The 13,912-nt window shown below is 57.4% G+C and carries 14 protein-coding genes and 1 other RNA gene; 8 read left to right on the forward strand and 7 right to left on the reverse strand.

Annotation, left to right across the window (positions count from 1 at the left end; translation table 11 throughout):
- Positions 1-82: 82 nt before the first annotated feature.
- From dolP to DDA898_RS02100, 4 genes are read right to left on the reverse strand one after another with little or no spacing between them, the layout of a single operon-like run.
- Positions 83-658, reverse strand: a complete 576-nt coding sequence (gene dolP / locus DDA898_RS02085) for a division/outer membrane stress-associated lipid-binding lipoprotein (RefSeq protein WP_013316038.1) — start codon at positions 656-658, stop codon at positions 83-85.
- Between the two features lie 10 nt (positions 659-668).
- Positions 669-1,259 carry a DnaA initiator-associating protein DiaA gene (gene diaA / locus DDA898_RS02090; RefSeq protein ID WP_013316039.1) on the reverse strand — a complete coding sequence of 197 codons (591 nt, stop codon included), beginning with the start codon at positions 1,257-1,259 and terminating at the stop codon, positions 669-671.
- A gap of 37 nt (positions 1,260-1,296) precedes the next feature.
- Positions 1,297-1,653 (reverse strand): YraN family protein, encoded by a 357-nt coding sequence (locus DDA898_RS02095; protein ID WP_175637708.1) that lies wholly within the window; start codon positions 1,651-1,653, stop codon positions 1,297-1,299.
- Entirely contained in the window at positions 1,650-3,701 is a 2,052-nt protein-coding gene (locus tag DDA898_RS02100; RefSeq protein WP_038900089.1) for a penicillin-binding protein activator, read from the reverse strand. Before DDA898_RS02100 ends, DDA898_RS02095 begins: the two co-directional genes overlap by 4 nt.
- Before the next feature lie 59 nt (positions 3,702-3,760).
- Between DDA898_RS02100 and rsmI the strand changes: the two genes are divergently transcribed.
- From rsmI to ygiD, 4 genes are all read left to right on the forward strand, one after another.
- Entirely contained in the window at positions 3,761-4,630 is an 870-nt protein-coding gene (gene rsmI / locus DDA898_RS02105; protein WP_038910047.1) for a 16S rRNA (cytidine(1402)-2'-O)-methyltransferase, read from the forward strand.
- A gap of 42 nt (positions 4,631-4,672) precedes the next feature.
- An RNA gene (gene rnpB, locus DDA898_RS21830) (RNase P RNA component class A) lies at positions 4,673-5,053 on the forward strand.
- A 262-nt stretch (positions 5,054-5,315) separates the two neighbouring features.
- Positions 5,316-6,125, forward strand: coding sequence for a shikimate 5-dehydrogenase (locus DDA898_RS02110; protein WP_038910048.1), 810 nt, complete (start codon positions 5,316-5,318; stop codon positions 6,123-6,125).
- Positions 6,126-6,303: 178 nt separating this feature from the next.
- Positions 6,304-7,092 carry a 4,5-DOPA-extradiol-dioxygenase gene (gene ygiD, locus DDA898_RS02115; protein ID WP_038910049.1) on the forward strand — a complete coding sequence of 263 codons (789 nt, stop codon included), beginning with the start codon at positions 6,304-6,306 and terminating at the stop codon, positions 7,090-7,092.
- A 124-nt stretch (positions 7,093-7,216) separates the two neighbouring features.
- On the opposite strand, the gene DDA898_RS02120 is transcribed toward ygiD, so the two are convergent.
- The 3 genes from DDA898_RS02120 to tolC all read right to left on the reverse strand — a co-directional run bounded on the left by DDA898_RS02120 (position 7,217) and on the right by tolC (position 10,755).
- Positions 7,217-8,377, reverse strand: coding sequence for a glutathionylspermidine synthase family protein (locus DDA898_RS02120; RefSeq protein WP_038910051.1), 1,161 nt, complete (start codon positions 8,375-8,377; stop codon positions 7,217-7,219).
- Between the two features lie 11 nt (positions 8,378-8,388).
- Complete coding sequence (locus tag DDA898_RS02125; RefSeq protein ID WP_038910052.1) at positions 8,389-9,150, reverse strand: DUF1190 family protein; 762 nt, start codon at positions 9,148-9,150, stop codon at positions 8,389-8,391.
- Positions 9,151-9,342: 192 nt separating this feature from the next.
- Positions 9,343-10,755: an outer membrane channel protein TolC gene (tolC, locus tag DDA898_RS02130; RefSeq protein WP_038910053.1), complete on the reverse strand. Its 1,413-nt coding sequence runs from the start codon at positions 10,753-10,755 to the stop codon at positions 9,343-9,345.
- Positions 10,756-11,158: 403 nt separating this feature from the next.
- On the opposite strand from tolC, the gene nudF reads away from it, so the two are divergent.
- The 4 genes from nudF to yqiA all read left to right on the forward strand — a co-directional run bounded on the left by nudF (position 11,159) and on the right by yqiA (position 13,829).
- Positions 11,159-11,794 carry an ADP-ribose diphosphatase gene (gene nudF, locus DDA898_RS02135; RefSeq protein ID WP_038900092.1) on the forward strand — a complete coding sequence of 212 codons (636 nt, stop codon included), beginning with the start codon at positions 11,159-11,161 and terminating at the stop codon, positions 11,792-11,794.
- Positions 11,794-12,216 carry a DUF1249 family protein gene (locus DDA898_RS02140; RefSeq protein WP_171860784.1) on the forward strand — a complete coding sequence of 141 codons (423 nt, stop codon included), beginning with the start codon at positions 11,794-11,796 and terminating at the stop codon, positions 12,214-12,216. Before nudF ends, DDA898_RS02140 begins: the two co-directional genes overlap by 1 nt.
- A 204-nt stretch (positions 12,217-12,420) precedes the next feature.
- Positions 12,421-13,248, forward strand: coding sequence for a 3',5'-cyclic-AMP phosphodiesterase (gene cpdA / locus DDA898_RS02145; RefSeq protein WP_038910055.1), 828 nt, complete (start codon positions 12,421-12,423; stop codon positions 13,246-13,248).
- Positions 13,248-13,829, forward strand: coding sequence for an esterase YqiA (gene yqiA / locus DDA898_RS02150; RefSeq protein ID WP_038910056.1), 582 nt, complete (start codon positions 13,248-13,250; stop codon positions 13,827-13,829). Before cpdA ends, yqiA begins: the two co-directional genes overlap by 1 nt.
- Positions 13,830-13,912 lie beyond the last annotated feature (83 nt).

The following is a 13,912-nucleotide window of genomic DNA, read 5'->3' on the forward strand; positions in this document are numbered from 1 at the left end:
AAATGTTTAGAACGGCAGGCGCCTGCAGCCACCTGCCGGATGGTCACTGGCGGCCGTGATGGGCCGCCGTATGGAGAGGGAGTTAGTCGAGGTAGCTGAACGCGGTCGTCACGTGTTTGACGCCGCCGACTTTGCTGGCGATCTGGGCCGCTGATGTGCCTTCACGACGCGTCACCAGACCCAACAGGAATACTTCGCCGTTTTCGGTGGTGACCTTCACGTTGGAGGATTTTACAGTGTCGCTGGCCAGCAACTGAGAACGCACTTTGGTGGTGATCCAGGTATCCATGGAGGCGGTGCCCAGCGAAATCGGCGTGCCTTTGCGGATTTCGTTATACACCTCGGTAGTGCCTTCCACGCCCATGGCGATTTGTTTGGCCCGGCTGGCCAGTTCGGTCGAAGGCGCCTGACCGGTCAACAGCACCTTGCCCTGGTAGGCGGTGACGGAGATCCGCGCTTCTTTGCTTAATTGTGTGTCTTTGCTCAGCGCGTTGGATACCCTGACTTCCAGCGTGCCGTCGTCGACCTGGGTGCCGACAGTCCGTGGATCGGTCGCGGATTTGGTTGCGACCGCCGCGCTGCCAATCGCAACAGCGCCAATACAGCCCTGTAGCATCAGACAGGCAGACAGCACGGCAATGCAAGAGTAGATCCTCATGGAGTGCTCCTTAATCGTTCTGGTGTGGGAAAAGCGTGTTATCAATCAAATCGCACAAACAGTTGACGGTCAGCATATGCATTTCCTGAATGCGGGCGCTACGGTGCGACGGGATGCGGATTTCCACATCCTGCTGGCCCAGCAAGCCCGCCAGCTCACCGCCATCATAGCCGGTCAGGGCCACAATGGTCATGTCCCGCGTGACGGCGGCTTCCACCGCTTTGACGATATCACGGCTGTTGCCGCGCGTGGATATCGCCAGCAGCACATCGCCCGCCTGACCCAGCGCCCGCACCTGCTTGGCATAGACTTCTTCATGCAGGCGATCGTTGGCGATAGCCGTTAAGACCACGTTATCGGCATTAAGTGCAATCGCCGGCAGACTGGGCCGCTCGGTTTCAAAACGATTAATCATACTGGCGGCAAAATGCTGTGCGTTGGCGGCAGACGTACCGTTACCACAGCACAGGATTTTGTTGCCATTGAGCAGCGACTGCACCATCGCCAGCGCGGCGCGCGAAATGGCGTCCGGTAGCGCTTCCGCCGCGGCTATTTGGGTTTGGATACTTTCCGTGAAACAGACTTTAATTCTCTCCAGCACGTTCTGTTAACCTGTTTTGAAGTTGAAAATCATGATGTTACTCAGACTGCCCAAACGCGTTGGGCAACCACTCCACCTGTGAGCCGGTTACGGCCAGTACGTCGAAGCGGCAATCGGTGGAATCGAAACTGGCACCCTGACGGGACAGCCATACCGCTGCGGCGCGCAGCAACGATTGCTGTTTTTGCCGGGTAATACTGGCAGCTGCGCCGCCAAAGTCACTGTTGCGGCGATAACGAACCTCGACGAATACCCAGGCGCCGCCATCGCGCATAATCAGGTCCAGCTCGCCGCCGCGCACCGTCACATTGGCGGCCACAAAAATCAGCCCGGCGCGTTCGAGATGGCGTCGGGCCAGTTGTTCGTAGCGACCGCCGGTGATGCGCCGGTTCAGGAGGCGGGCACCAGTTGTCCCTGACGGAACTGCAGCCAGGTGAGTTTGCGGTTGACGACGCAATCCGGCGAAGTGCTCAGGACACCGGTCGCCCCGGACAGCGAGTTCCCCGGCTGATGCAACTGCGAGAAGTTGCTGGCCAGTTTCCATGCGTCCATCCCCATGGCAAACAGCCGCACCAGCGAGTAATCGTTGCGGAACTGCGTGCTGATTTGTTGCATCAGCGCCGGGCTGGCGCCAGTCAACAGCGGAATATCGCTGAACTGCAATCCTTCCATTTCAAACCGGAAATCCGGCCCCAGACCAGCCTGATAGCTGCGTGAGCTGGCGTAGAGCGCCGGGCGCAGCGCGCCTTTGTTGCGCATGTCGATCATCGGCTTGAGCAGCGTCAGCTCATCCGGCGTGGCGATAATATAAACCGCATCCACGTTGCCGTCGCTGGTGGCGGTGGCTATCGGCGGCGCCTGATTCGGTATGGTCAGCCCGCCAACCGTGGTGGAGGGCTGGGGGGCGGAAGCGGCGGTGATAACCGGTTGGCCGTTGAGCGGAATCCCCGCGCCGCTGTTGAGCGCCTGTTTCAGGTCATACACGCCGCCGGTGCGCTGCTGCAATACCACGCCGCCTGCCTGCTGTTGCCAGGACTTGGCGAAAGCGGCCACTACCCTGTCTCCCAGATTGCCGCGCGGCGCCAGAATCAGCGGATGCTGCTTACCCTGCTTGTGGATGAATTGCGCCGCGTCGGCGGCTTCGTCTTCCGGCGACAGAGCAAAATAGCAGATATTTGGATTAGGTTGGATGTGTTCCGGCTGATTCAGCGCCAGCACATTCAGGGTCGGGTTGAGCCCCGGCAACTGTTCCACTTCGTTTTTGAGCAACGGCCCGACGATGGTGGTGGCGCCGTCTTTCTGCGCCTGGGCAATGACATTGGCCAACGCCTGATTAGAGGTGTCGTAGACTTTTACTGGAATGGTACCGGCCGCCGCAGTCGTTAAAGCCGGAACGGCGGTTGCCGTTGTTGAAGGCGCTGACGAGGTCGTCGGGGCAGCCGGCGATGTGCCGCTCATATCCGGCGTCGGCGTAGCGGGCGCCGCCGGGCTGGCTGTCGTCGCTGCGGTACTGGCCGATTGCGCCGTCTGAACAGGCATCGCCAGCGAAACCTGTCCGCTTCTGGCGGCGCTAAACCCTTGCTGAATCGCATTGGCGAAGACCTGCGCCTGCCCGTTCAGCGGCAACAGCAACGCGATGGCGTTGCCGCCGGCGGGGGCATTGTCCCCCGGCTGCGCTGCTGCGGCGGGCGGGGTGCCGCCCAACTGAGACGGCAGTTGTTTGGCCGCCGGATGGCGTGGGTAGCGCCTCTTCCAGTCTTCTATCGCAGCCTGCAGGTCAGAGGGAACCTGAGCTTTGGTCTGCCAGAGATTGAGCAGGTCGAGCCAGCCTTGCAGGGTATTTTCATCGACATTGATCACCATCGATCCCATATCCTGCTGGGTGAGGCGGGTTAATGCGGCCCAGGTCTGATCGATGTTGCGTTGATGGGCATCCCCCTGCAACAACGGTTCCTGCCCAATGTAAGCGCGGATCAGCGTCAGCGATGGGCGATCCTGGGCGGCTTTGATTTGCGTCTGGTAGTAGCGTTCCTGCTGTTGGGGCGACAGCGACTTCACATCCAACTGGGCCAGCGTACTGTTGGCGGCATTCAGATCGTTCTGCGCGACGGCCAGTTCGGCGAGCAACAGCCGCTGTTCCTGACGCTGCTTGTCGTTCAACTGCGACGGCAAGGCGTTCAACTGACCGTTGGCCTGGGGGAGTTTGCCTTCCTGAATCAGGGCATGAATCGCAAGTAATTGCCAGTCAGCCTTGCTATCATCACCGCTTTGCTGCATCTGCTGCAGGTAGTAATCGGAAGAAGCGCCGGCTTTGCCCTCTACGTGCTGCTGGGTTGCAGTGCCTTGCGGGGCCTGGCTGGGACAGCCGGCGAGAAACAGTGCCGCCAGCATGACAGGAACCAAACGGCCTGCATGGGTACGGACAGAATTTAACGGAAGCATACTGTATCCAGTGATGTTTTAACGATGCTCAATATTAAATCGGCAAACCGGATGAAACAATGAATCAAGACCAACAAGCACAGATTTCCGCCTCCACGCTTTACATTGTTCCCACGCCTATCGGCAATCTGGCAGATATCACGCAGCGGGCGTTGGCGGTGTTGCAACAGGTTGATCTTATTGCAGCAGAAGATACTCGTCATACCGGTTTATTGTTACAACATTTCGCAATTAATGCGCGCCTGTTCGCACTCCATGACCACAATGAACAGCAAAAGGCGGAGCAATTGCTGGCGCGGTTGCAACAGGGCATGAGTATCGCGCTGGTGTCGGATGCCGGCACACCGCTGATTAACGACCCCGGTTATCATCTGGTGCGCCGCTGTCGAGAAGCCGGCGTGCGCGTAGTGCCGTTACCGGGGCCGTGCGCGGCGATTACCGCGTTGTCCGCCGCCGGTCTGCCGTCGGATCGCTTTTGTTATGAAGGGTTTCTGCCAGCGAAAACCAAGGCGCGTAAAGATACGCTGCGTGACCTGCTGGAGGAGCCGCGCACCCTGATTTTCTACGAGTCAACCCACCGGCTGCTGGATAGCCTGCAGGACATGGTCGACGTCTGGGGCCCGGAGCGTTACGTGGTGCTGGCGCGTGAGCTGACCAAAACCTGGGAGTCGCTGTACGGTGCTCCGGTGGCGGAACTGCTGGCGTGGGTGCAGGACGATGACAACCGCCGTAAAGGCGAGATGGTGCTGATCGTGGAAGGGCATCGGCCTGACGAAGAGGCGCTGTCTGCGGCGGCGTTGCGTACGCTGCAATTGTTGCGGGCGGAGCTGCCGCTAAAGAAGGCGGCGGCGCTGGCGGCGGAGATTCATGGCGTGAAGAAGAACGCGCTGTATCGTTACGGGCTGGAGCAGGAAGACGGTCACGCATAATCAGGGATGACAAGCCGGCCGATTTGCCCTATTATCCGCGCCGAAGTTGACCAGACAGTCGCCGCTTCATTGCCGTCCTCCGATAGGGGGAGACAGATGGAGGGGAGGAAAGTCCGGGCTCCATAGGGCAGGGTGCCAGGTAACGCCTGGGAGGGTAAAACCTACGACCAGTGCAACAGAGAGCAAACCGCCGATGGCCCGCGCAAGCGGGATCAGGTAAGGGTGAAAGGGTGCGGTAAGAGCGCACCGCGCGGCTGGCAACAGTCCGTGGCACGGTAAACTCCACCCGGAGCAAGGCCAAATAGGGGTTCACATGGTACGGCCCGTACTGAACCCGGGTAGGCTGCTTGAGCCAGTGCGTGAGTGCTGGCCTAGATGAATGACTGTCCACGACAGAACCCGGCTTATCGGTCGACTTCACCTCTTTCTAAAACAATACGTTGGCGTGTTTCAGGTACTTCACAGCGAAGTGAAACACGCCAACGGTTGTCTCTTCCCGATTATCCCCAGCATGGCAGGGGCGATTACCTGCGTTTTCTATTTTTCTCTGATTTTTCCAGGCGTGCGTTATCCGTTTCCCGGTTGGATGTGTTTATTGTCGCAAGCGTCTATTCATGGGGGATTAATTGACTTGCGGGGGCTGGCTGCGGTGATACATTGAAACAAATGACACGAGGAGCCGATTATGCTGAATAAAGATACGAAACTTTGCATTTCTCTTTCAGGCCGCCCAAGTAATATAGGTACACGATTTCATAATTACCTTTATCAAAAGCTTGATCTCGACTTTATATATAAGGCGTTTACTACCAGTGATATTGAGCACGCAGTAAAAGGCGTTCGTGCATTGGGAATCCGTGGTTGTTCGGTATCCATGCCTTTTAAAGAAAGTTGTATTCCTTTTATTGATACGCTGTCGGATTCAGCCAAAGCCATCGATTCTGTTAATACTATTGTCAATGAGAACGGTCATTTGACCGCTTACAATACAGATTATATTGCTGTTAAATATTTGATTAACCAAAACCTCAAAGATAAAACCATGCACGTGCTGATAAAAGGCAGCGGCGGTATGGCTAAAGCGGTTATTGCCGCATTCCGTGATAGTGACTTTCGGCAAGTGACTATTCTGGCGAGAAATGAAGAACGTGGGCTTTCTCTTGCGAATAAATATGGTTTTCAATGGTGCCGGGATGCGGCAGGTATAAAGGCGGATATTCTGGTGAATGTCACGCCTGTTGGCATGACCGGCGGGGAAGAACAAAATCAGCTGGCATTTACCGAAGATCAAATACGCATCGCCAGCCATATTTTTGACGTTGTGGCTTTCCCTGCGGAAACACCATTAATTCAGCTCGCCAGAAAGGGCGATAAACCGGTTATTACCGGCGCTCAGGTCATTGCATTGCAGGCATTGGAACAATTTGCTCTTTATACCGGGATTCGGCCCAGCGAGGCCTTAATGCAGGAAGCCTCCGTATATTCCCGGTCCTGACGGACGTGCAACGTATTACGCCGCAGGTTGTCTATCGGCCGGTTACGTGTACGTGGCCAGCGATCGTCAAATTTATTGACAATCATCATCATGGGAATCCGACTGTATCGATGAAACAGTAGAGGTAAAGTAATCCCCATCGGTACTTTTTACCCACACTATTATTAAGGATACCTCTATGAGCACTTCCCGGATGCCAGCACTGTTTTTGGGCCACGGTAGCCCGATGAATGCGCTGGATGAAAATGACTACACGCTGGCCTGGCGTAAACTGGGAGAAACCCTGCCGCGGCCGAAGGCGATCGTAGCGGTATCCGCGCATTGGTATACCCGCGGCACCGCGGTCACCGCGATGGATAAGCCGCGCACCATTCATGATTTTGGCGGCTTCCCGCAGGCGTTGTTTGATACCCAGTACCCGGCTCCCGGCGCCCCGGACGTAGCTAAGCGGGTGCAGGACGTTCTGGCGCCGGTGTCGGTGTATGCGGATCATCAGGAGTGGGGGCTGGATCACGGCACCTGGGGCGTGTTGATCAAAGTGTATCCGGAGGCGGATATTCCGGTGGTGCAACTGAGCGTCGACGGCACCAAGCCGCCCGCTTACCACTATGAGCTGGGCCGTAAGTTGGCCGCGTTGCGTGACGAAGGCATCATGATCGTCGCCAGCGGCAACGTGGTGCACAACCTGCGGATGATCAAATGGAACGGCGATGGCGCACCTTATGGCTGGGCGACCTCGTTCAACGATTTTGTTCGCAGCAATTTGGCCTGGCAGGGCGACGCGGCGAAGCACCCGCTGGTGAACTTCATGCAACACAATGACGCGGCGCTGTCTAATCCGACGCCGGATCATTTCCTGCCGCTGCTGTATGTGCTCGGTAGCTGGGACGGTCAGGAACCGGTATCCACACCGACGGACGGTATTGTGATGGGGTCGCTCAGCATGATGTCGGTGCAGGTTGGATAACGACCGACCGTTGTAACCGGTAAAGCACCTATCGTCCGAAGCACTTATCGCCCGAAAGGGCGATAAGTGGGGGTGGTGCGAGGTAGCGGTGTTAAGTATTAAGTACTAATGCTAAGTGCCGGTGTTAATCCAGAATGATATGCGGATAGAAGCGGGATAAATCCTGAGTAATCAGTTCCCGGTCTTCCCGCAGACCGATACCGCAAGGGTTATCGCCCACCAGCCAACTGCCGATCAGCGTGTAGCTATCATTGAATCTGGGCAATGGGTGGAATTGCTGCACGATAGAACCTTCCTCGCCATAGGGGCCGTCCACGGCAGCGACTTGCTGACCCTGCCGATAAATCCGTATGTTGGCGCCTTCGCGGGAAAACAGCGGCTTGACCACATAGTCGCTCATCGCCGGCGGGTTATCTTCGGTGAAGTAGGCCGGCAGCAGGTTGGGGTGGTTGGGGAACATCTGCCACAGCATTGGCAGCAGCGCCTTGTTGGATACCACGCTTTTCCAGCCCGGCTCCAGCCAGCGTACCCCGGCGTCCGCCAGCTTGGTGGAGAAGGTTTCGCGCAGCATGAACTCCCACGGGTAGAGTTTGAACAGGTTGCCGATGGTGTTGTCCTGCAGATCGGTGAATTGCCCGCGGTCGCCTAAACCTATCTCATCAATGTACAGGAACTGGCTCGGCACGCCGGCTTCCTGCGCGCAATCCTGTAGGTATTGCACCGTACCGCGATCTTCATCGGTGTCCCGGCAGCAGGTGAAATGCATATTGCCGAAACCGTGGTGGGTGCGCAGATATTCAAAGCGTTCGATCAGCTGTTCCTGCAGGCTGTTGTACTGGTCCGCGTGCTGCGGCAGCAGGCCGGCATTGATCTGATCTTCCAGCCAGATCCACTGAAAAAACGCCGACTCGTACAGCGACGTCGGAGTATCGGCGTTGTTTTCCAGCAGCTTAGCCGGATTCTTGCCGTCATAAGCCAAATCCAGCCGTGCATAAAGCGCCGGCTGGCGCGACAGCCACGAACTGCGCACGAAGTCCCAGGTGTGGCGGGGAATGCGGAATTTGGTCAGCAGCGCTTCGCTGTTGACCACCTTATCGACCACCTGCAGGCACATCTGGTTCAGCTCGGCGGTCGCGTCTTCCAGCTCTTCAATCTGCGCCAGCGTAAACTGATAGTAAGCGTCTTCACACCAGTAGGGCTCGCCATACATGGTGTGGAACCGAAAACCATACTCGGCCGCTTTTTCCTGCCAGTTCGGGCGTTCGTTAATCGCAATGCGTTTCATGGCGAGTGACCTTACCCCCCGAAAGAGCGGCGAATCGGCGTCGAGCTGCCGGTTTGACGGGTGCTGCTGCCGGTGGCGGATGAGCTACTGCTCGATGTGCCGGTCGCCGCGCGATCCCTATCCTGATTGCCGGTCATGTTGGCCGCCGGCGTACTGTTGAGTTTGTTCACGGAGTCGCCAAAGCCGCCGCGGGTGGTGGTGATGCTGGATGACCTGACGCTGGAGGTCGGTTTGGGCGTCATTGCGTCTTTGGGGACGGTGATGGTGCGTCCGGTGGCGGAGCCATAATTTTTGCCGCTGGCGTCCACATAGCTGCCGTTGGCGGGATTATTGGGGGTATTCGGGCGGAATACCGGTTGCTGGGCAAAATTGTTGCCGCCCATCAGCTTGCCCATCATGAAACCGGCCATCAGCGGCATCCAGAAACTGCCGCTCTGTTGAGGCGCGGCGGCGCTGGCCGTGGTGCTGGTTGTCGCGCTTTGCGTACACTGGCTTTCGCCGAATGCCGCCACGCACTCTTCGCGGGTGGCGTACTTGGGCGCGGTTCTTTCCGCTTCTTTCCGGGCGTTGTTATAGGTGGTGGTGCACTGGTCCTTCATGGCCGGATTGGCACGAGAACAGTCGTCCGCGTTTTGGTAGAGCGAGACGGTTTCGTCGGTTTTCTCGCAACCGGAGAGAATAAAGACGGCGCCGACAGCCAGCGCGATCGGCGCGATACGGTAACCACAGCGCTTGCGGAAACGTGCGTGGTTGATGTTTGACGTTCTTTTCATTGTTGTTGATCCCAGAACAAAGTTGATCCCAGAGCAAAAGGGCATCGTGCCCATCATTTACAGGTATTAAAACGGGTTTAAGAATAGGAGAAGGGTGAACAGCTTGTAAAGCGCCGGTGTTCAAGGCATAGCCTGTCTGAATGCGGCGGATGAAAAGAGCAGGGGAGCCAGGACGGGTTCCCCTGCGAAGCATCAGGGCTTAGCCTTGGCGGCGGTTTTTGCTGCCGCTGGCGTGGTTGCCGGCGCCGGCGCATCGTCGCCGATGGCCGCCGATGTTGACACCGGTTTACCCAACATAGCGTTCAGGGTGCGCAGGTCGTCTTCATTGAGCGTACCGAGCGCCTGCTTGAGGTTCAGCTGGTTGATCAGGTAGTCATAGCGCGCGCCGGACAACTGCTGCTTGGCGTTGTACAACGTAGTGGTGGCGTCCAGCACATCAACGATGGTGCGGGTGCCCACCTGATAGCCGGCTTCCATTGCGTCCAACGAGCTTTGCGCCGAGATCACCGCCTGTTTGTAAGCGTTAACGCTGCTGATGGAGGCCGAGATGTTGTTATGCGCGGAGCGCAGCGTCTGGATTACCGAACGGTGTGCGCTTTCCATGCTTTCGCTGGAGGCCACAAAGCTGTGCTGCGCCTGTTTCACCCTGGATGAGGTGCCGCCGCCGCTGTAGATCGGCAGGGAGAAGCTCAGACCAACCTGATTCTGGCCCACATAGGTGTTGTTGAAGTTGTCGCCTACCGCGCGGGAGCCGGAGTAATCGGTATTGGTGACGCCGGTGGAGGCGGTCAGGTTAAGCGTCGGCAGATGGCCGCTTTCCGCGGAACGAATCTGCTCGCGCGCCAGATCCTGGCTCAGGCGGGCCGACAGCAGGCTGAGGTTGCGGTTTTCCGCTTCTTTCAGCAGGCCGTTCACCGCGTCGGGTTTCTGCGGGCTAAAGCGATCGATATTCAGCCCCGCCAGTTGCGGATAGAACTGGCCGGTCACCTGACGCAGGGTTTCCATCGCGTTGTCCAGATTGTTGCGCGCGGTCACTTCGCTTGCCAGTACGCTGTCATATTGCGCGCGGGCGTTCTGTACGTCGGTGATGGCGACCAGGCCGACGTTGAAACGTTGGGTGGTCTGGTCCAGTTCGCGGTAAATCGACTGTTTCTGGGCGCTGACGTAAGACAACGAATCAATGGCGCGCAATACGTTGAAATAGGCGGTCGCGGTATTGAGCAGTAGCGTCTGCTGGGAGGTCTGGTAGCTGACGTCCTGAATGCCGGCCTGTTTTTCCTGCAGCGTTAGTGCGCGCCACAGCGACATGTTGAAGATCGATTGGGTCAACTGCAGCGAGGCGCTGGTCGCATTGCTGTTAATGTCTCTGCGGTCGCGGTACCCGCTGGTGTAGGTGTAATCCGCGCCCAAACCCAACTGCGGCAGTAAGGACGAGCGGGCTTCGTTAATTTTCTCAAAAGCCGCGTCTCGGTTGGCGGCAGCGCTGCGTAAATCCGGATTGGTCGTTTTAGCCTGCTGGTAAACCTGTAACAAGTCTTCGGCCTGGCTTACGGCGCTAAAGCCGCCCAGACCCAGGCTGATGAGAAGTGGGAGCAGTTTCTTCATTTGCATTCCTTGTTGTGCAGCAAAATTTCTTGGTTGCGCCATCTGGAGACGATATACCTGCCGATTCTATCAGAATCGACCAATCGAATTAGGTGGCTGAATGTGCCATCTTTTCCTTGCGGTTATCCCAAAAGCCTATTTTACTTAGCGGCTTGTGGCTGGGCACAATGCCCGACAGCATGCCAGAGGCTGCCCCGGCAGGATCGCCGTTTCCGGGTGTTGCAAAGGCATTGCGTTAATACCGGGAACGCCTCATTCTTGCTGGTAGACTTTCCGCACCTGATTATCCGTATCGGGCTGGCACGATTGCATGATGAATATTGCACAAAACGGTGAGCGCCTGTCCACGTTTTCGCCACACAAAAATGGCTTGCCTGCCGTGTTGTCCACAGGAGTTGAGTTTATGGCGTCCTCAGATACGCATCCCGGTACTTTTACCAAAGATGATGTAGAAATTATTGCACGCGAAACGCTCTACAAGGGGTTTTTTTCGCTGCAGCGTTATCGTTTTCGCCATCGCCTGTTCAACGGCGGCATGAGCGGCGAAGTCAGCCGGGAGATTCTGGAGCGCGGCCATGCCGTGGTGTTGTTGCCTTATGATCCGGTGCGCGACGAAGTGGTGTTGATCGAACAGATTCGCATCGCCGCCTACGACACCAGCACGTCGCCGTGGTTGTTCGAACTGGTGGCCGGTATGATCGAGCCGGGCGAAAGCCTGGAAGAGGTTGCCCGCCGCGAAGCGCAGGAAGAAGCGGGGCTGGTGGTGCAGCGTTGCCGTCCGGCGCTCAGTTATCTGGCGAGTCCCGGCGGTACCAGCGAACGGCTGGCTATCTGGGTCGGCGAGGTGGACGCCGGCGCCGCCAGCGGCATTCACGGGCTGGCGGAGGAACATGAGGATATCCGCGTGCATGTGGTCAGTCGCGAACAAAGCTACCAGTGGGTAGAACAGGGGATTATTGACAACGCCGCCTCTGTCATTGCCTTGCAATGGTTGGCATTGCACCATGAGACACTAAAAAAAGACTGGGTGGACGGATAATGAAGCGTTATGTCCCGGATTTCCCGGAAATGATGCGGCTAAGCGAAATCAACTTCGCGCAGTTACGCCGCTTGCTTCCCCGTAATGAAGAGGCGGGCGCGGCGGTGGTTTATCAGGTTCATAACGCCAGCTACCGTTTAACGATTCTGGAATCTACGCGGTACACCGCGCTGGTGGAGATTCAGCAGATTGCGCCGTCGGTCAGCTACTGGGGCCTGCCGACGCTGGTGGTGCGGCTGTATTACGATGCGATGGTTGCGGAAGTGTGTTCCAGTCAGCAGATCTTCCGCTTTAAGGCACGTTATGATTATCCGAACAAGAAGTTACATCAACGTGACGAAAAGCATCAGATTAATCAATTTCTTGCCGATTGGCTAAGATATTGCCTGGCGTGTGGTTCAATGTCGGTTCCTGTTTGTTAGATCTATTTGTCATATTTCAGGTTGCATGAGCGTTGGCCGCGTTACCCGGCTCGTTTCCGGGTCTCGCCTCGGGGCCGCTGTCAGCAGCGTTTAAATCGGCGACGTTGATTGGTCTTCATCCTGTTTTGTCGCCTTGCTGCAACTCGAATTATTGCGGGTATAGATCGATTTGTTAGGCAGATTGCAAAGACCCAAGGACACTATTTGGAAAGCCTGTTGACACTTCCTGTGGCGCGTGGGGCCAGAATCAGGATTTTACAAATAACAGATACCCACCTTTTTGCCGGCGAGCGGGGAACGTTGCTCGGCGTTGATACTTACCGCAGCTATCAGGCGGTGCTGGACGCCATCGCCGCCCAGCAATGCGATTTCGATCTGATTACCGCCACAGGGGATTTGGCGCAGGACCATACGAAGGAAGCCTACACGCGTTTCGCCGATGGTATCCGTCGTTTTAATGCGCCTTGCGTCTGGTTACCCGGCAACCACGATTTTCAGCCCGCCATGGTGGATGTGCTGGCCCGCTCGGGGATAGTGCCTTCCAAACACGTGTTGCTGGGCGAACACTGGCAGGTGATTCTGCTGGACAGCCAGGTGTTTGGCGTGCCGCACGGCGAGCTGAGCGAGTACCAACTGGAGTGGCTGGAGCGCAGCCTGCAAAGCCAGCCGGAACGCTATACGCTGCTGATGCTGCACCATCATCCGTTGCCGTCGGGCTGTACCTGGCTGGATCAGCACAGCCTGCGCAATGCCCACAGTCTGGACGCGTTACTGGCCCGTTTCCCGCGTGTGCGCACCGTGCTGTGCGGTCATATTCATCAGGAAATGGATCTGGACTGGAACGGCCGCCGCCTGCTGGCGACGCCATCGACCTGCGTGCAATTCAAGCCGCACTGCACCAGTTTCACCATTGATAATGTCGCGCCCGGCTGGCGCTATCTGGAATTATTGCCGGATGGCGTGGTTGAAACTCGGGTGTGCCGCCTTGAAGGGAATGAATTTTTGCCAGATATGGATTCGGACGGTTACTGATGCCCACCCTGCTTTATCTTCACGGTTTCAACAGCTCGCCCCTGTCGGCGAAAGCCACGGCGTTGCAGCAGTGGCTGGCGCAGCATCATCCCCACATTGATATGCTGGTGCCGCAGTTGCCGCCTTACCCGGCGGACGCGGCGGAAATGGTGGAGCAACTGGTGATGGAACGCGCCGGGCGGCCGCTCGGTCTGGTCGGGTCGTCGATGGGCGGTTATTACGCCACCTGGCTGTCGCAGCGTTTTCGCCTGCCGGCGGTGGTGGTCAACCCCGCGGTGCGGCCGTATGAGCTGCTGCTTGATTTCCTGGGGGATCAGCAGAACCCCTACACCGGCGAGCAATATGTGTTAGAGTCACGGCACATTTACGATCTCAAGGTGATGCAGGTCGACCCGCTGGAATCTCCGGATTTGCTGTGGTGTCTGCTGCAGACCGGGGATGAGGTGCTGGACTATCGTCAGGCGGTGGCCTGTTACACCGCTTGCCGTCAGACGGTGGAATCCGGCGGTAATCACGCGTTTGTGGGTTTTGAACATTACTTTGCGCCGATTATCGACTTCCTCGGATTGACGGCGGACTGACTCATCCCGGCGCGGCCGCGGTGAGCGGTCGGCGCCCATCATCACCCGTATCCCGTTATGTCAGGTTGGTCAACGCGCTTTTA

Source organism: Dickeya dadantii NCPPB 898 (assembly GCF_000406145.1).
Lineage (GTDB): Bacteria > Pseudomonadota > Gammaproteobacteria > Enterobacterales > Enterobacteriaceae > Dickeya > Dickeya dadantii.